Source organism: Streptomyces sp. NK08204 (genome assembly GCF_020400585.1).
Taxonomy (GTDB): domain Bacteria; phylum Actinomycetota; class Actinomycetes; order Streptomycetales; family Streptomycetaceae; genus Streptomyces.
On record NZ_JAINVF010000002.1, the window covers coordinates 576,934 to 593,145 of the forward strand.

Genomic DNA, 16,212 nt, shown 5'->3' on the forward strand with positions numbered 1-16,212 from the left:
CATGAGTGTTCCCCGTGTTCGATACTGGACTGTTCGGGGCCGCCGAGGTGATCGCCGGCCCCTTGCGCACGTACGGACACAGCAAGAAGGGCACGGCCTCGTGGCACGGTTTCGGACCTGGGTAGGCATAGCGCTCGCGGGGGCACTGTCCGTGTCCCTGGCGGGGTGCAGCAGCACGGGCGGCAAGCGGGCGGAAGACGCCCGCAAGGCCGCCGCCGCCCGGGGGAGGGCCGCGGTGGACACTCCTCGCTGGACCTTCGCGATGATCACCCACTCGGGAGACGGCGACACCTTCTGGGACATCGTGCAGAGCGGCGCGAAGCAGGCCGCCGTCAAGGACAACATCCACTTCCTCTACTCGCACGACGACGAGGCCCAGCAGCAGGCCCAGCTGGTGGACGCGGCCGTCGACAAGAAGGTCGACGGCATCATCGTCACCCTCGCCAAGCCCGACGCCCTCAAGGCCGCCGTGGCCCGCGCCGAGAAGGCCGGCATCCCCGTGATCACGGTCAACTCCGGCTCGCAGGAGTCCCGGGCCTTCGGCGCGCTCACCCACATCGGCCAGGACGAGACCGTCGCGGGCGAGGCTGTCGGTGACGAGCTGAACCGGCGCGGGAAGAAGAAGGTCCTGTGCGTCCTGCACGAGCAGGGCAACGTAGGCCACGAGCAGCGCTGCGACGGCGTGGCCAGGACCTTCCACGGCAAGCTCCAGAAGCTCTACGTCAACGGCACCAACATGCCCGACGCGCAGTCCGCGATCGAGGCCAAGCTCCAGGCGGACAAGTCCCTCGACGCCGTCGTCACCCTCGGCGCCCCCTACGCCGGCGCCGCCGTGAAGGCGAAGAAGGACGCGGGCGGCACGGCCGAGATCGACACCTTCGACCTCAACGCCGAGGTCGCCGCCGAGCTGAAGGACGGCACCCTCGGCTTCGCCGTGGACCAGCAGCCGTACCTCCAGGGCTACCAGGCGGTCGACCTGCTGTGGCTGTACAAGTACAACGGCGACGTCCTCGGCGGCGGCCGGCCGGTGCTCACCGGCCCGCAGATCGTCACCAGGGACCAGGCGGGCGCGCTCGCGGACTACACCGAGCGGGGGACTCGATGAGCACACCCGTCGACGAGATGATCACACCCGTTGATGAAAGGATTCTGCGGACCTCGCCGCTGCGGAAGCTGCTCGCCCGGCCCGAGCTGGGCTCCGTCGTCGGAGCCCTCGCCGTCTTCGTCTTCTTCGCCCTCGCCGCCGACGGCTTCCTGCGCGCGTCCAGCCTCAGCACGGTCCTGTACGCGTCCTCGACCATCGGCATCATGGCCGTGCCCGTGGCCCTGCTGATGATCGGCGGCGAGTTCGACCTGTCGGCGGGCGTCCTGGTGACGTCCTCCGCACTGGTCTCGTCGATGTTCAGCTACCAGATGACGGCCGACACCTGGGTCGGCGTGGGCGTCTCGCTCCTGGTCACCCTCGCGGTCGGCGCGCTCAACGGCTTCCTGCTCACCCGCACCAAGCTGCCCAGCTTCATCGTCACGCTGGGCACCTTCCTGATGCTGACCGGCATGAACCTCGGCTTCACGAAGCTGATAGACGGCACGGTCTCCACCAAGACCATCGGCGACATGGAGGGCTTCCCGAGCGCCCGCGCCGTCTTCGCCTCGACCCTCACCATCGGCGGCGTCGACGTCAAGGTCACCATCCTGTGGTGGCTCGGCCTCGTCGCCCTCGCCTCCTGGGTCCTGCTGCGCACCCGCGCCGGCAACTGGATCTTCGCGGTCGGCGGCAACGAGGACGCGGCCCGCGCGGTCGGCGTCCCCGTCGCGAAGACCAAGATCGGCCTCTACATGGGCGTCGCGTTCGGCGCCTGGATCTGTGGCCAGCACCTGCTCTTCTCCTTCGACGCCGTCCAGTCCGGCGAGGGCGTCGGCAACGAGCTGATCTACATCATCGCGGCCGTCATCGGCGGCTGCCTGATCACCGGCGGCTACGGCAGTGCCGTCGGCTCGGCGGTCGGCGCGCTCCTGTTCGGCATGACCAGCAAGGGCATCGTCTTCGCCGAGTGGAACCCCGACTGGTTCAAGTTCTTCCTCGGAGCGATGCTGCTCCTCGCGGCCCTGCTCAACACCTGGGTCAAGAAGCGCGCGGAGGCGACGACATGACCGGCACCACCGAGCGCACGCCGCTGGTCGAGCTGACCGACGTGGACAAGTACTACGGCAGTGTCCGCGCCCTTCAGGGCGTCTCCCTGGAGGTCCACGCAGGGGAGATCACCTGCGTTCTCGGCGACAACGGCGCGGGCAAGTCGACCCTGATCAAGACCATCGCCGGCCTGCACCGGCACGACGGCGGCACCCTGCGCGTCGCGGGCGAGGAGACGCGCCTCGCATCACCGCGCGACGCCCTGGACCGGGGCATCGCCACGGTCTACCAGGACCTGGCCGTCGTCCCCCTGATGCCGGTCTGGCGCAACTTCTTCCTCGGCTCCGAGCCCCGCAAGGGCGTGGGTCCCTTCAAGCGCATGGACATCGACCTCATGCGCCGCACGACCCGCGAGGAACTGCTCCGCATGGGCATCGACCTCCGCGACGTCGACCAGCCGATCGGCACCCTGTCCGGCGGCGAACGCCAGTGCGTGGCGATCGCCCGCGCCGTCCACTTCGGCGCAAAGGTCCTGGTCCTGGACGAGCCGACAGCGGCACTCGGGGTGAAGCAGTCCGGTGTGGTCCTGAAATACGTGGCGGCGGCACGGGACGAGGGCCTGGGCGTTGTTCTCATCACCCACAACCCGCACCACGCCTACTTGGTGGGGGACAGGTTCGTCCTGCTCAGGCGCGGCACCATGGTGGGCAATCACACACGGGACGAGATCACGCTGGACGAGCTGATCCAGCAGATGGCGGGAGGCTCCGACCTGGCGGCTCTGCGCCATGAACTGCAGCGCCGTTGAGGGCCGCTGGGCCGTATCGGCGTGCGGCCCCGCCGCGGGGTGTGACCAGCCACGACGCGCCCGCACCCGGCGACGCTCGCACACGCCCCCGCCCCGACCCGCGCAGCACTCAGCGTGAGCGTGCGGCACAATCGAGGCCGATGAGCACCTACCGCGACCTCACCGCCCCCATCGGCTCCCGCCGAGCACCCGTCCTGCGCACGGTGGGCACTAGGGAACGCCGGTCACATCTGACCGCCCCCCGCGTCCCCACCGTGGGCATCGACATCGGCGGCACCAAGGTCATGGCGGGCGTCGTGGACGCCGACGGCAACATCCTGGAGAAGCTCCGCACGGAGACCCCGGACAAGTCCAAGAGCCCCAAGGTCGTCGAGGACACGATCGTGGAACTGGTCCTGGACCTCTCCGACCGGCACGACGTGCACGCGGTCGGCATCGGCGCCGCCGGCTGGGTCGACGCCGACCGCAACCGCGTCCTGTTCGCGCCCCACCTGTCCTGGCGCAACGAGCCCCTGCGCGACCGCCTCTCGGGACGGCTCTCCGTACCGGTCCTGGTGGACAACGACGCCAACACCGCCGCCTGGGCGGAGTGGCGCTTCGGCGCCGGCCGGGGCGAGGACCACCTGGTCATGATCACGCTCGGCACCGGCATCGGCGGCGCCATCCTGGAGGACGGCCAGGTCAAGCGCGGCAAGTACGGCGTTGCGGGTGAGTTCGGGCACATGCAGGTCGTCCCCGGCGGCCACCGCTGCCCGTGCGGCAACCGCGGCTGCTGGGAGCAGTACAGCTCCGGGAACGCGCTCGTCCGCGAGGCCAAGGAGCTGGCCGCCGCCGACTCCCCGGTGGCCTACGGGATCATCGAGCACGTCAAGGGCAACGTCGACGACATCACCGGCCCGATGATCACCGAGCTGGCCCGCGAGGGCGACGCGATGTGCGTGGAGCTGCTGCAGGACATCGGCCAGTGGCTCGGTGTCGGCATCGCCAACCTGGCCGCCGCGCTCGACCCGTCCTGCTTCGTCATCGGCGGCGGGGTCTCGGCCGCCGACGACCTGCTCATCGGCCCGGCCCGGGACGCCTTCAAGCGCCACCTCACCGGTCGCGGCTACCGCCCCGAGGCCCGCATCACCCGCGCCCAGCTCGGCCCCGAGGCCGGCATGGTGGGCGCCGCCGACCTGGCCCGGCTGGTCGCCCGCCGGTTCCGCCGGGCCAAGCGGCGCCGGGTGGAGCGGTACGAGCGCTACGAGCGCTACGCCCAGGCCCGCCGAGACAGGGACTCCGCATGACCACGTCGCTGCCCCGCCAGGCCGCACCCCCGGACGAGCCGCACCGGCCGGACGAGGACGCGCGCCACAGGGCCAGGCGCAGGGCCCTGACCCTGCTCATCATCGTCCTGCTCATCGGCATCCCCGCGGGCTACCTGGTGATCTCCGCCAACCAGAGCCGCAACAGCGGCAAGGACAAGGAGGCGCGGTACTCGGCGACCGGCCTCACCCCGGGCTGGCCGTCGAAGGTGCAGCGCCGCCTCTACCAGGTGTCCGTCCCGCACCCCGCCGACCGCATCGCCTACTACGAGACCAACAACTGGAAGACCAGCCGCCTCTACGTGCAGTTCCGCACCAACGGCGCCGGCCTGGACAGCTTCCTGGAGACGATGGGCGCACGCCGGGACGAGCTGAGGAAGGACGACATCGCGATCAGCGCCCGCGACCGGAAGGTCAGCGGCTGGCGGTTCGCCGGCACCAGCCCGTGGTGGGGGCTCAGCCACGCCCAGAAGAATCCGGCGCCCACCCAGGACGTGGTCGTGAACATGTCCGACCCGGCCTTTCCGGTGGTGTACGTCGTCTCCCGCACGGTGCCGTAGACAGCCGGCCGCGCCTGGTGCCGGAACCGATTGTCAGACCCCGCCCGTAGAGTCGAAGACGTCTGGTCCGGCGCACGGGCGGGAGGTGGCAGAACGTATGAGCAGCACGGCAGCGGTGGCCGATCGCGAGGGAGGGACCTCGCGGACGGTGACCCGGACGGGGACCCGGACGGGGGCGGGGACCGAGGCGGGTTCCGGGACCGAGGCCGCGGTCCCGGTACGGCTCGCTGCCGTCTACTTGCCCGCGTCCCTTCCGCGTGAGGGCCGGATCGCCTTCTGGGACCCCGACGGCGCCCCGCTGCCGGGCCAGGGCGACACCGCCGAGGCCCGGTGCGACACCACCGAACTGACGGTCGTACGACCCCACGGCACCGCCGTACGCCGCAGGCAGGTGCCCGCGCTGACGCTGCCGCTCGCCCAGGCCCTGCCGCTGCTGGTGCGTGCCCGCCGCGACCCGGCCGCCCACCCGGCCACGGCCTGCTGGGGCGCCGCCGCCCTGCACGCGCTGCGGCTCGTCGCCCGTGGCCGTCTGCTGCCCGGCCTGACCCCGAGCGGCCACGACGCCTGGCGGGCCGGCCCACTGGAGCCCGACGACATCGCCCATCTGCGTGCGGTGGCCGCGGCCCTGCCCCCGGAGGGCCACGCCGTCCCCCTCCCGGACCCCGGCCCGCTCCGGCTGCCCGAGCCGGAGGGCCTGGTCCGCTCCTTCCTGGACGCGGTCGCCGACACCCTGCCCCGCACCCCGGCCGCCCCGCACACCTGCGGCAGCCCGTTCGCCGCCCGCGCACCCCAGGCCCTGCCGCACGCCCAGGAGTGGGCCGCGGAGGTCGCCGCCGGCATGGACGCCGGCGTACGCGTCTCGCTGCGCCTGGACCTGTCCGCCCACGACCTCTTCGACGCCGGTGCCGCCGAGGGCGCCCGCGCCGCCGGTGCGGCGATCGTGCAGGTGCACAGCCTCGCCGACCCGACCCTCGTGACCGACGCGGCGGCTCTGTGGGAGGGGGAGGCCGATGCGGCCTTCGGGCCCCGCGCCCACGTGGACGCCGCCCTCGCCGTACGGCGCGCGGCACGCGTGTGGCCGCCCCTGGACCGGCTCGCCGAGCAGGAGGTGCCCGACGTCCTGCCGCTGTCCGAGGAGGAGCTGGGCGAGCTGCTCGGCATGGCGGCGGCCCGGCTCGCCGCCATGCCGGGGTCGCCGTGCACTGGCCGCGGGACCTCGCCCGGGACCTGACGGCCGCCGCCGTGGTGCGGCCCGCGCCGGGCTCGTCGACCGACGGCACCGGGTTCCTGGAGAGCGAGGACCTGCTCCAGTTCCGCTGGCAGCTGGCGCTCGGCGGTGATCCCCTCAGCGAGGCCGAGATGGACGCGCTCGCCGAGGCCCACCGCCCCGTCGTACGGCTGCGGGACCGCTGGGTCCTGGTGGACCCGGCCCTGGTCCGCAAGGCCCGCCGGCGCGACCTGGGCCTGCTCGACCCGGTCGACGCGCTGTCCGTCGCGCTCACCGGCAGCGCCGAGGTCGACGGCGAGAGCGTGGAGGCCGTCCCCGTGGGGGCGCTGGCTGCCCTGCGCGACCGCCTCACGGCGGGCCTCGGCCCGGCCGAACCGCCCGCCGGCCTCGCCGCGACCCTGCGCGACTACCAGCTGCGCGGCCTGGCCTGGCTGGACCTCATGACCTCCCTCGGGCTCGGCGGCTGCCTCGCCGACGACATGGGCCTCGGCAAGACGGTCACGCTCATCGCGCTTCACCTGAAGCGGGCCCGGACCGAGCCCACCCTGGTCGTCTGCCCCGCGTCCCTGCTGGGCAACTGGCAGCGGGAGATCATCCGGTTCGCGCCCGGAGTCCCCGTCCGCCGATTCCACGGGCAGAGCCGCAGCCTGGACGGCCTGGCGGGCGGCTTCGTCCTCACCACGTACGGCACCATGCGCTCCACCGCCGCCGACCTGGCCGAGCAGCCCTGGGGCATGGTCGTCGCCGACGAGGCACAGCACGTCAAGAACCCCTACTCGGCGACCGCCAAGGCGCTGCGCACGATCCCGGCTCCCGCGCGCGTGGCACTGACCGGCACCCCCGTGGAGAACAACCTCTCCGAGCTGTGGGCCCTGCTCGACTGGACGACCCCCGGTCTCCTCGGCCCCCTCAAGTCCTTCCGCGCCCGGCACGCGCGCGCGGTGGAGAACGGCGGGGCCGATGGGGACGACGCGGCGGCGCAGCGCCTGGCCCGCCTCGTCCGCCCCTTCCTCCTGCGCCGCAAGAAGTCCGACCCGGGCATCGTCCCCGAGCTGCCGCCCAAGACGGAGACGGACCACCCGGTGCCGCTCACCCGGGAACAGGCCGCGCTGTACGAGGCGGTGGTGCGCGAGTCGCTGCTCGCCATCGAGACGGCGGACGGCATCGCCCGGCGCGGCATGGTCCTGAAGCTGCTGGGCGCCCTCAAGCAGATCTGCGACCACCCCGCGCTCTACCTGAAGGAGGAGTCGGCCCGCCCCGACCGGCTGGCCGCCCGCTCCGGCAAACTCGCCCTGCTGGACGAGCTGCTGGACACCCTCCTGGCCGAGGACGGCTCGGCGCTCGTCTTCACCCAGTACGTCGGCATGGCCCGGCTCATCACCGCCCACCTGTCCGCCCGCGCGGTCCCCGTGGACCTCCTGCACGGCGGCACCCCGGTGGCCGAACGTGAGCGCATGGTCGACCGCTTCCAGAGCGGCGAGACCCCCGTCCTGGTCCTCTCCCTCAAGGCGGCAGGCACCGGCCTGAACCTCACCCGCGCGGGCCACGTCGTCCATTTCGACCGCTGGTGGAACCCGGCCGTCGAGGAACAGGCCACCGACCGCGCCTACCGCATCGGCCAGACCCAGCCCGTCCAGGTCCACCGCCTGGTCACCGAGGGCACGGTCGAGGACCGCATCGCCGAGATGCTGACCGCCAAGCGAGCCCTGGCCGACGCCGTCCTGGGCTCCGGCGAGGCGGCCCTCACCGAGCTGACGGACCGGGAACTGGCCGACCTCGTCTCCCTGCGGAGGACCTCATGACGACCGAGGAACACCGCCCCGGCGACGCCGCCCGACGGGCCCTGCGGGCGGCACGGACGGACGGCGCCCCGGAGGCCCCGGCTCCCAGGACCCCGGGTCCGCTCGGTGACGCCCCGCAGGACGTGGCCGGGGCCGGCGCCGAGGACCGTACGGAGCAGGCCTCAGCTCGCGAGCCGCGGCCCGGCGATGCGGCGCGTGCCGCTCTCAGAGCCGCCGTCGCCGCGCGCCGCTCCGAGGAGACCCCGACGGCCGCCGACGCGCCCCCTCCGGCGCGGGCGCAGAGCCCCGCGGACAGTCCGGCGAACGCCACACCGCCCGACCCGCGGACTGCCGGCTCCACCCGCCGGTCCGCTCCGGAAACCGCTCCGGCGGGGGTACGCCCCGGGGACGCCGCACGCGAGGCGCTGCGTGCTGCCCGCCGGGAGGCGCTGCGCACCGAGGCGACGGGGACGGGTTCCCGTCGCGACCGGGCCGCATCGAGGCACGACGAGTCCTCCGCGCCCGGTACCGCACCCGCCTCCGGAGCCTTTGCGCAGGACGCCCGCGCCGCCCGCGCCAAGGCCACCCAGGACATGCGGTACTACCTCGCGAACGCCTTCCGGATGCCGACATGGGCGGACGGTGCGGAGGAGTCCGCAGGCACGGGGGAGCCGGAGACGACGGTCCTCGAGGACACGGTGAACCCCGAGGACAGCGCGAGCCGAGAGGACGGCGCGAGCCGAGAGGACGGCGCGAGCCGAGAGGACGGCGCGAGCCGAGAGGACGGCGCGAACCGCGAAGACGGCGTGAACCGAGGGGACAGCGCGAACCGCGAAGACGGCGTGAAGCGCCAAGACAGCGCGAACCGCGAAGACGGCGTGAAGCGCCAAGACAGTGCGAACCGCGAAGACAGCGCCCACCCCACGGACAGGACGCCCCCCGAGCCGGCCGCCGCGGCAGCCCTCCGCACGCCCCCCACCATGGCCGCCCCCCACCGCGACACCGAGCTGCGCCGCACCTTCCCGGCGTTCACGTCCCGGGAGGGCACCGCCGAAGGTTCCCCGTTCGCCGGGACCTGGTGGGGCAACGCCTGGGTCGGTGCGCTCGAGGAGGGCGCGCTCGACGTCAAGAGGCTGGCCCGAGGGCGCGGCTACGCGGATCAGGGGAACGTGGACGCGATCACCGTGACACCGGGGCTGGTCCTGGCATACGTGCGGGGAAGCAGGCCGCGTCCCTACCGCGTGCAGATGCGGGTGCGGACGCTGGCGGACGCCGACTGGGAGCGGTTCCTGGACGCGGCGGCCGACCGGCCCGGCCACATCGCGGCGCTGCTCGACAAGGAGCTGCCCCAGTCCCTGGCCGACTGCGGTGTTCCCCTGCTGCCCGGCCCCGGCGACCTCACCGCACACTGCAGCTGCCCTGACTCCGGTCATCCGTGCAAGCACGCCGCCGCCCTGTGCTACCAGACCGCCCGCCTCCTCGACGCCGACCCGTTCCTGCTGCTCCTGCTGCGCGGCCGAGGCGAGAAGGACCTGCTCGACGCGCTGTCCCGGCGCAGCGCCGCCCGCGCGGCCCGTGCCGCGCACGAGCGGCAACCGCGGTCGCTGCCTGGTGTCCGGGCCACCGACGCCCTCGCCCAGCGCCGTCGCCCGCCGCTGCCGCCGCCGTTGCCCCTCCCGCCGCACCCGGAGCAGCCCCCGGCCTACCCGGCGGTGCCCGGCGGCCCGGACCCCTTCGCACTGGACCAGCTGGCGACCGACGCCGCCGCCCGCGCCCACGCGCTGCTCACCACCGGGCGCGACCCGGTCGGTGACCTGACCCTGTGGCAGGACGCGGTGCGTCTGGCCGCCGCCCGCCCCGGCTCCGGGCTGACCGCCGCCACCCGCACGCTGTACGCGACGCTTGCCACCGCCACCGGCCGCACCCCGGCCGACCTGGCGCGCGCGGTCGCCGCGTGGCGACAGGGCGGCCCGGCCGGGCTGGCCGTCCTGGAGGAGCCCTGGGACCCGCCGGCCGGCCGGTTCGACCGGGCCCGCCCGCTGCTGCTGGCCGCGGGCCTCCCGGTGTTCCGCCCCTCGCGCAACCGCCTGACCCACCCGCGCGGCCACGTCCAGCTCCGCCTGGGCCGCGACGGCCTGTGGTACGCCTACGAGTCGGAACCGGGCCACGACGACTGGTGGCCCCGCGGCACACCCGACCTCGACCCGGTCGGCGCCCTCACGGGCCTGGGCGCACCGGACGACGACCTGGGTCGTACGGCCGATGCCCAGCAGGGCGTCCCCGCCGCACCGCGCGCCCCGGCCGGCTGAACCCGGACGTCCTTGCGACCTCACCGACGAAGGCGGCCGATCGCTCCCGGCCATCGCCTTGTGCGCACTGTCGGCGCGCACCCGCATGCCGGCGTCCGGGCACCGAGGCGCAGTGCGAACCCGCACGCCGCACCCCGTCTGCCGCGCCGGAAGGATGCGGGGAAGCCTTCCGGGACAGTCCGCAGACGGTCTGGTTCCGGCCCGACTCCCCGGCATGGATCTCGCCTGGGCAGCCGACAGACCGCACCCGGCGGGAGCGGAGCGAGCAGCGCAGGTGGCCGGTTCGATCGTCGGTGCATGGGGGTACTCGTGGGCAGACACCTACCCCAGGGAGCTTTCGGAGGTGAGGGGAGTGACAACCTCTCCTAGGTCGTCGATGGAGACCCATCCTGACATCGTCGCCATGCGCCAGCGTCACGAGCTGGCGGAGCGTGCGACCAGTACGCCGAGGGCCCAGGCCATTGAGACGTTCGCCCTGCTCACCGGCGTGTACCTGGCGGCCTCCCCGTGGGTCGCAGGGTTCAGCGGCCTGTCGACGTTGGCGGTCACCAACCTGATCGTCGGCGTCGCCTATGCCCTGCTGAGTGGCGGTTTCGGCCGGGCGTACGAACGTACGCACAGCATGGCGTGGGCGGCGTGCGCGCTGGGCCTGTGGACCATCATCGCGCCCTGGGTCGTCGCCGGGAATGTCAGCACGACGAGGACCGTGGTGAACAACGTCATCGTCGGGGCGATCGCCCTGCTGCTGGGCGTGGCCGCCAGCTCCGTTGCCGGTGAGCGGCGGCCGCCGCGGCCGGGACGCCGTATGGCCGCTCCGTAGAACCCCGCAGCAAGCCCACGACCCAGGCCGAGGGAGTGGCCCGGATGGACCGTTCGCGGGCCCCCGGTGCCGGAGGCGCTGCAGGAGTTCCGCCGCCGGGCAGACATGGCGTACGGACCACCCGGGCCTCGGCGTGTTCTGACCTCACCGGGCTGCCTGCGGACCGGCGTCGTAGACCAGAAGGCCGTCGCCGCGAAGGCGTGCACCAGGTGTCGGCGTGTGCGCCGTGAGGCGTCCGTCGTGCATCAGATGCAGGACGAGGGCGCCGCGGGCCAGAACGGCGAAGTCGGCGATCAGGCGGCGGTGGCATCGCCACCACACCGCCTCACTGCACATCACCGTCGTCCGCTCCTCGGCCGCCTGCCGTATCAGGACCTCCATGGCCGCGACGAATTCCGCGCTGCGGGTGTGAGCGGCGTAGCCGCGGAAGGACTCGTTGCGCCAGACGGTGTCGGGCGAGTCCGGCGACGGCTTGCGCCATCCGCCCAGCCTCCGCTCCCACCGGTAGGCGATGTGCTCCTCGGGCATCCACTGGGCCAGCCGCTGCCGTGACAGGTCCGGATCCCGGCGACTGCCCGGTGCGGTCCTGACGTCCACGACAGCGGCCACGCGGGCGTCTTGCAGAAGCTCCGCCAGCGTTGTCCGATCGGCCGTGCCGTGCCCGAAGGTGATCAGCTCGGGGCGCGGCTCGGCAACGCTGCCCACAGGGTCGGTCCGGACATGGCCCATACACCGAGTGCACCACACGTGGGTCCGGCTGCTGGTCCGGCGTCCGGGTCAGGGACTGCTCTCGCGGATGATCAGTTCGACGGCCGCTCGCGGGCCCCCCGTGGCGAAGGCGACGCGCTGTTGGTCCGCGCCCGTGCCCTGCTGCAGGAGCCGATGGACCAGGGCAGTGACCTGGCGGGTGTCGCCGGATGCTTCCAGTGCCGCGGCGATGTGCCGCAGCAGCCGGTACAGCATGTCGTCGGCGTGGCGTACGGCGCCGCCCGGGTCGATCAGGGTGTCACTCAGGCCGTGGCGCGCCGCATGCCACATGGCCGCCTGCAGGAACTCCGGTGCGCAGTCCTGCAAGGGCGCGTCCGTGGTCACCTCGGCCAGGGCCGTCTCCACCAGCGCCCGGACGACACCGGCCAGCATGACCGCCTCATCGGCGCGCAGTTGTACGTCGAGGCAGCGGACCTCGACGGTGGGGTACCGCTCCGACAGCCGGGCCTGCCAGTAGAGCTGACCGGTGTCCGAGATCAGGGCGCAGTCGAGCAGGTGCTGCACGCGCCGCTCGTAGTCCTTTATGTCCCGGAAGAGCGGAGGCAGGCCGGCGACGGGCCAGCGGCTGTAGATCACGGTGCGCCAGCTGGCGAAGCCGGTGTCGTGGCCGTCCCACAGCGGGGAGTTCGCCGACATCGCCGTCAGCGTGGGCAGCCACAGCCGCAGCCTGTTCAGCACCTGCACGCCCGCGTCCCGGCTGGGCACGCCCACGTGCACGTGCATGCCGTTCACCAGTTGCTCCGTCACCAGTTGGGGCGCCTGGACGCGCATGGCCCGGTAACGGGCGTGGTCGGTGACGGCCACGGCATGCCGGGCATCTCGCAGCGGGGGTGTCGCGGCGGCCCCGATACGGCAGCCGTGCGACTCCGCCCCGGCCGCCATGGCATGTCGCAGCCGCAGCAGGTGGCCTCCGACCTCCTGGAGGCTGTCACACACGGGCGTGGCGACCTCGACCTGTGCCTGGAGCAGCTCGCACTGCACCTCCTGCCCGCCCGTGAGACGTGCCACGTCAGCGGCCATGCGCACCTTTTCCCCGTAGGGCACCGGAATCCCCGTGACGGGGTCGAGCAGGAGGTACTCCTCTTCCACACCGATCGTCGCCATCGCTCGTCCTTCGCTCGGCTCGCTGCCGTGGTCCGGCTCGAATCGGAGCCCGGCCGACGTCAACGTGCGGCATGGCTACTTCAGCAGAGGTGCCGTACCTGCCGGCGACCCGAGTGCCACCACCGCTGCATTGCAAACCGCTGGCACCAGGTTCGGCCAGGCGGGACGGCCGGGCAACGCGGAGGGCTCTGTGGCCTGGGGCTGCGGGGCCGCGGGGGCTAGCGAGGCCGGGGGCTGCGGGGGCCAGCAAGGCCGGGGGCTGGGGAGGCTGCGAGGGCTCTGGGCCTGGAGGGGGCTGGGCGGCCGGGGGATCGGAGCCGTCCCGTCAGCCGTCTTTGCCCATGGCCCTGCGTACCGTGTCCTTGGCGCGGTCCATGAGTGCGGCCACCGGGCCGAGTGCCACGTTCGCCGCTCCCGACTCGACACCGGGATGCGGGCGGGTGGGGGCGATCGCCTCGGCCGCCTTGACGGCCTTGGCCATGGCGGCGAGGTTGGTGACATCGGTGCTGCGCCGGATGTGCGTGAACTCGTAGCGCTCCTCGGCCCGCGCGTGCGTCTGGACGTCCGTGCGCAGCTTCATCAGCTGGGCCATGAAGTCAGGGCCGTCGGTGTCGAGGTCGTCCAGGGCGGCCAGTGTCTCCTTGGCGGCTCGTTCCTCGGCGAGCCGGTCCTCGACGACCGACTTGCCGCCCGGCAGGGCGCGCCGTGCGAAGGGGTGGACGACTTCCTCCTCGGCGGTCTCGTGCACGGCCAGCAGCCGCACCAGCCGGCGGAACGCGGCGCGCCGCTCGTCACCGGTGGCCGCCTCGACCTCGTCGAAGAGATTGCGGATGTCGCCGTGCTGGCGCATCAGCAAGGCCACCACGTCCGTGTCCCCGGCCTGCGGGGTGTGCAGCTCGGACATCTCGGCTCCCTCACTTCTCGCGCATGCCGGGGTCGGGGTGCTCGCCCTCTGACTGGACGCGGTACTCGCGGCCGAACATCTCGCCGTGCTCCGCGATGACCCGCTCGCTCGGCGGCTGCTCACCGCCATGGATCCGCTCCTGCATCTTCTCGAACCGCTCGTGTGCCTCGCGCACGTAGCCGGCTCCGAGTGTGGTCAGGTCCATCTGGGTGGCCAGCAGCTCCCGGAGGTACTGCTTGTTCGGCTCGAAGGTGAGCACGTTCGGCAGCTCCGGTGCCAGGATCTCCCGCGGCTCCCGGCCGTCGTGGCGCCGCATGAGGTCACAGGCCGTGTGCAGGTGCTCCAGCTCCATGTTCAGGTGCAGCTCCCAGATCGCCTTGATCCTGGGGTCGCTCTCCTGCTCCATGAACGAGTGGTACAGGTAGCACTCGTTGTACTCGTGGTGGACCAACCGCTCCCACCACGTCTCGCCCGGGTCCACCAGGGACTCGTAGTGCGTGACGTGCTCCTCCTCGATCAACCCGATCTCCTGGTAGAGCTGTCGGGCGATCGGCTCCATGTAGGTGGGGCCGGTGTTCATGTAGAAGTTCATGGTCTGCTGCTCCGCGGACATGATCGTCAGCGCGTGCAGCTTCGACAGCGGGTTCGTGGCCGTCTTGTCGTACGGATCGCGGACGTTGTCGTACGGGTCGCGGTGGTGGGCCGTCGTGGGCCGCCCGGGCATGACCTCGGTGAGGTCGTCGACGATCGACTCCGCCTTGCGGTGCTCGATCATCTCGTACAGGTTGGCGTACCGGTACAGGTGATCGAAGTCCTCCAGCACACCGAACTGGTACGCCTGCTTCAGGTACGGGTCCGGCTCCATCCGCGCGACCCACGCCGTCAGGTCCACCGCCACCTGCTCGTACGCGATCGTCGTCTCCAGCACCGACGACACGCCGGGCAGCAGCCAGTTGACGACCTTCTGCTGCTGCGCCTCGATGTACCGGGTGCGGGCGAGCTGCCGCTTCACCTCCGGGTCGACCGTGTTGCGGGCGAGCTGGTGGCTGAAGAGGATCGCCTCGACCTCGATGCCGTTCATCGTGACGATGCGGCACCGGGTGTAGGGGTCGCAGCGGTCGGGGTCGATCGGCTGCACGTTCAGCTCACGCCAGTTGCGCAGTTGGCGGTCCAGCGGGATGCCCCGCTGCTCCAGGGGATCGAAGGTCATGGAAGGCGCTCCTTGTGGCAGTACGGACGGGTGCAGTACCCCCGACGGCCGCACAGCAGGCCGGTGCCAGGGCACGGCATTCACGTTTCTGCGGACCAGAGGTCCGGGCCACCCCACACACCCGGACGGCCGCACATGTCCTCCGTTCGGGCGGACCAAGGGCGCACGCGGTCCGCGTGCCTCACCCCGCACGTTTCCGCCGGCCGGGCAAGGGGACTCGCGGTGCGTGGTGGCGCTGGCCCCTCCCGCCCAAGGCGCGACAGGGCACGCCGGCACGGCGGCGCGGGCACGGACACCCAGAACCCGACAGGGAGGCCGCTCATGAGTGAGAACACTCCGTCGCAGGCCGAGGGGGAGCCGGAGCCGACGACCGGGACCGACGGCGAGCCGGAGCAGTCCGGTCGTCGTGATGTGCCCCGGACCACGCCTTCACAGGCGGAGGGCGACGACGAGGACGACGACGAGGACGGGGACGGGGACGGCGATGCGCAGGGGCATGCCGGCTGGTCCGGTCCGTGACCCGGCGGTGCCGCGGCAGGCCGGAGGGGTCGAGGCGGCGTTCCGTCTGCTGGCTCGCCTGCGGGGAGCTCCGGTGCTGCACCCGGACGGGCTGATGTGCGCGGCCGAGCTGGAGGTCCTGGACGGCGGAGAACGCTGGGGCGTGCCGTGGCTGGAGGGGCCGGGGCGGTACGCCGCCACGGTACGGCTGTCCCGAGCGGCCGGCCTGCCCAGGCGGCTGCCCGACGGGCTCGGGCTGGCCGTGCGCGTGGACGAGGCCGACGGTCCCGGCCGCGCCCTCGACCTGCTGCTCACCAGCAGCGGCCGGGGGCGGCTGACCCGGCACCTGCCGCTGCCGCGCGCTGACGCGCTGGCCGGACCGTACTCCAGCCTCGTCTCCTACCGGGTGAGCGGCCGTCCGCGCGTACTGGCCGCCTTTCCCCGGCCTGCCCGGCAGGCTCCGGTCCACGGTGACCCGGCGAGTCTGGCCCGGGCCCTGGACGCCGGACCGCTCGTCTTCGACCTGTGCGCCGGGGCGCACGGCCGTTCCTGGCGCGCGTTCGCCGTGCTCACCGTCCGCACGGCCCTGCCGGTACGGCCGACGGAGAGTGCGGACTTCGACGTCTACGCGCACGACGCCAGGGGGTTCACGCCTGGGCCGGCGCTGGCCGCGCTCCGTCGCGCCGCCTACCGGGGCTCCCGGGCGGGCCGCCGCTCGGGCCGCCTCTGAGGCGCCCGCACCGCCCGTGCACCCGTGGGACCCCGGGGAGGAAGCGGACCGGTGGCC

The 16,212-nt window shown here is 73.0% G+C and carries 13 protein-coding genes and 1 pseudogene; 10 read left to right on the top strand and 4 right to left on the bottom strand.

Annotated features, from left to right (window positions below):
• Positions 1-100 precede the first annotated feature (100 nt).
• From K7G59_RS05640 to K7G59_RS05675, 8 genes and pseudogenes are all read left to right on the top strand, one after another.
• Positions 101-1,105, top strand: a complete 1,005-nt coding sequence (locus K7G59_RS05640) for a sugar ABC transporter substrate-binding protein (RefSeq protein ID WP_225830715.1) — start codon at positions 101-103, stop codon at positions 1,103-1,105.
• A complete protein-coding gene (locus K7G59_RS05645) occupies positions 1,102-2,151 on the top strand; it encodes an ABC transporter permease (RefSeq protein ID WP_225830716.1) in 1,050 nt (349 codons plus the stop codon). The genes K7G59_RS05640 and K7G59_RS05645 overlap by 4 nt, the downstream gene beginning before the upstream one ends.
• Complete coding sequence (locus K7G59_RS05650; RefSeq protein ID WP_225830717.1) at positions 2,148-2,939, top strand: ATP-binding cassette domain-containing protein; 792 nt, start codon at positions 2,148-2,150, stop codon at positions 2,937-2,939. The genes K7G59_RS05645 and K7G59_RS05650 overlap by 4 nt, the downstream gene beginning before the upstream one ends.
• Positions 2,940-3,079: 140 nt before the next feature.
• Positions 3,080-4,225, top strand: coding sequence for an ROK family glucokinase (locus K7G59_RS05655; RefSeq protein WP_225830718.1), 1,146 nt, complete (start codon positions 3,080-3,082; stop codon positions 4,223-4,225).
• Entirely contained in the window at positions 4,222-4,803 is a 582-nt protein-coding gene (locus K7G59_RS05660) for a sugar kinase (protein WP_225830719.1), read from the top strand. Before K7G59_RS05655 ends, K7G59_RS05660 begins: the two co-directional genes overlap by 4 nt.
• Before the next feature lie 97 nt (positions 4,804-4,900).
• Positions 4,901-7,833, top strand: a pseudogene (locus K7G59_RS05665) (DEAD/DEAH box helicase).
• On the top strand, positions 7,830-10,121 hold the full coding sequence (locus tag K7G59_RS05670; protein WP_225830720.1) for an SWIM zinc finger family protein: 2,292 nt from the start codon (positions 7,830-7,832) through the stop codon (positions 10,119-10,121). Before K7G59_RS05665 ends, K7G59_RS05670 begins: the two are co-directional and overlap by 4 nt.
• Positions 10,122-10,497: 376 nt before the next feature.
• Positions 10,498-10,941, top strand: coding sequence for an SPW repeat protein (locus K7G59_RS05675; protein ID WP_225830721.1), 444 nt, complete (start codon positions 10,498-10,500; stop codon positions 10,939-10,941).
• A gap of 144 nt (positions 10,942-11,085) precedes the next feature.
• Here the strand turns inward: K7G59_RS05675 and K7G59_RS05680 are convergent, their stop codons facing one another.
• The 4 genes from K7G59_RS05680 to K7G59_RS05695 form a co-directional block, all read right to left on the bottom strand.
• Complete coding sequence (locus K7G59_RS05680; RefSeq protein WP_225830722.1) at positions 11,086-11,670, bottom strand: DUF488 family protein; 585 nt, start codon at positions 11,668-11,670, stop codon at positions 11,086-11,088.
• 48 nt (positions 11,671-11,718) lie between these two features.
• A complete protein-coding gene (locus tag K7G59_RS05685) occupies positions 11,719-12,813 on the bottom strand; it encodes a glutamate--cysteine ligase (protein ID WP_225830723.1) in 1,095 nt (364 codons plus the stop codon).
• Between the two features lie 325 nt (positions 12,814-13,138).
• Entirely contained in the window at positions 13,139-13,717 is a 579-nt protein-coding gene (locus K7G59_RS05690) for a hemerythrin domain-containing protein (protein WP_225830724.1), read from the bottom strand.
• Between the two features lie 10 nt (positions 13,718-13,727).
• The gene (locus tag K7G59_RS05695; protein WP_225830725.1) at positions 13,728-14,927 is read right to left on the bottom strand and encodes a hypothetical protein; all 1,200 of its coding nucleotides are present in this window, start codon (positions 14,925-14,927) and stop codon (positions 13,728-13,730) included.
• Between the two features lie 321 nt (positions 14,928-15,248).
• On the opposite strand from K7G59_RS05695, the gene K7G59_RS05700 reads away from it, so the two are divergent.
• Together K7G59_RS05700 and K7G59_RS05705 are read left to right on the top strand one after the other, a co-directional pair.
• The gene (locus tag K7G59_RS05700) at positions 15,249-15,446 is read left to right on the top strand and encodes a hypothetical protein (protein ID WP_225830726.1); all 198 of its coding nucleotides are present in this window, start codon (positions 15,249-15,251) and stop codon (positions 15,444-15,446) included.
• Positions 15,424-16,155: a phosphodiesterase gene (locus K7G59_RS05705; RefSeq protein ID WP_225830727.1), complete on the top strand. Its 732-nt coding sequence runs from the start codon at positions 15,424-15,426 to the stop codon at positions 16,153-16,155. Before K7G59_RS05700 ends, K7G59_RS05705 begins: the two co-directional genes overlap by 23 nt.
• Positions 16,156-16,212 lie beyond the last annotated feature (57 nt).

Coding starts and splice junctions, on each gene's coding strand:
- K7G59_RS05650 (WP_225830717.1), top strand. CDS start 2,148: ATGACCGGCACCACCGAGCGCACGCCGCTGGTCGAGCTGACCGACGTG.
- K7G59_RS05675 (WP_225830721.1), top strand. CDS start 10,498: ATGGAGACCCATCCTGACATCGTCGCCATGCGCCAGCGTCACGAGCTG.
- K7G59_RS05705 (WP_225830727.1), top strand. CDS start 15,424: ATGCCGGCTGGTCCGGTCCGTGACCCGGCGGTGCCGCGGCAGGCCGGA.
- K7G59_RS05700 (WP_225830726.1), top strand. CDS start 15,249: ATGAGTGAGAACACTCCGTCGCAGGCCGAGGGGGAGCCGGAGCCGACG.
- K7G59_RS05690 (WP_225830724.1), bottom strand. CDS start 13,717: ATGTCCGAGCTGCACACCCCGCAGGCCGGGGACACGGACGTGGTGGCC.
- K7G59_RS05695 (WP_225830725.1), bottom strand. CDS start 14,927: ATGACCTTCGATCCCCTGGAGCAGCGGGGCATCCCGCTGGACCGCCAA.
- K7G59_RS05685 (WP_225830723.1), bottom strand. CDS start 12,813: ATGGCGACGATCGGTGTGGAAGAGGAGTACCTCCTGCTCGACCCCGTC.
- K7G59_RS05670 (WP_225830720.1), top strand. CDS start 7,830: ATGACGACCGAGGAACACCGCCCCGGCGACGCCGCCCGACGGGCCCTG.
- K7G59_RS05680 (WP_225830722.1), bottom strand. CDS start 11,670: ATGGGCCATGTCCGGACCGACCCTGTGGGCAGCGTTGCCGAGCCGCGC.
- K7G59_RS05645 (WP_225830716.1), top strand. CDS start 1,102: ATGAGCACACCCGTCGACGAGATGATCACACCCGTTGATGAAAGGATT.
- K7G59_RS05660 (WP_225830719.1), top strand. CDS start 4,222: ATGACCACGTCGCTGCCCCGCCAGGCCGCACCCCCGGACGAGCCGCAC.
- K7G59_RS05655 (WP_225830718.1), top strand. CDS start 3,080: ATGAGCACCTACCGCGACCTCACCGCCCCCATCGGCTCCCGCCGAGCA.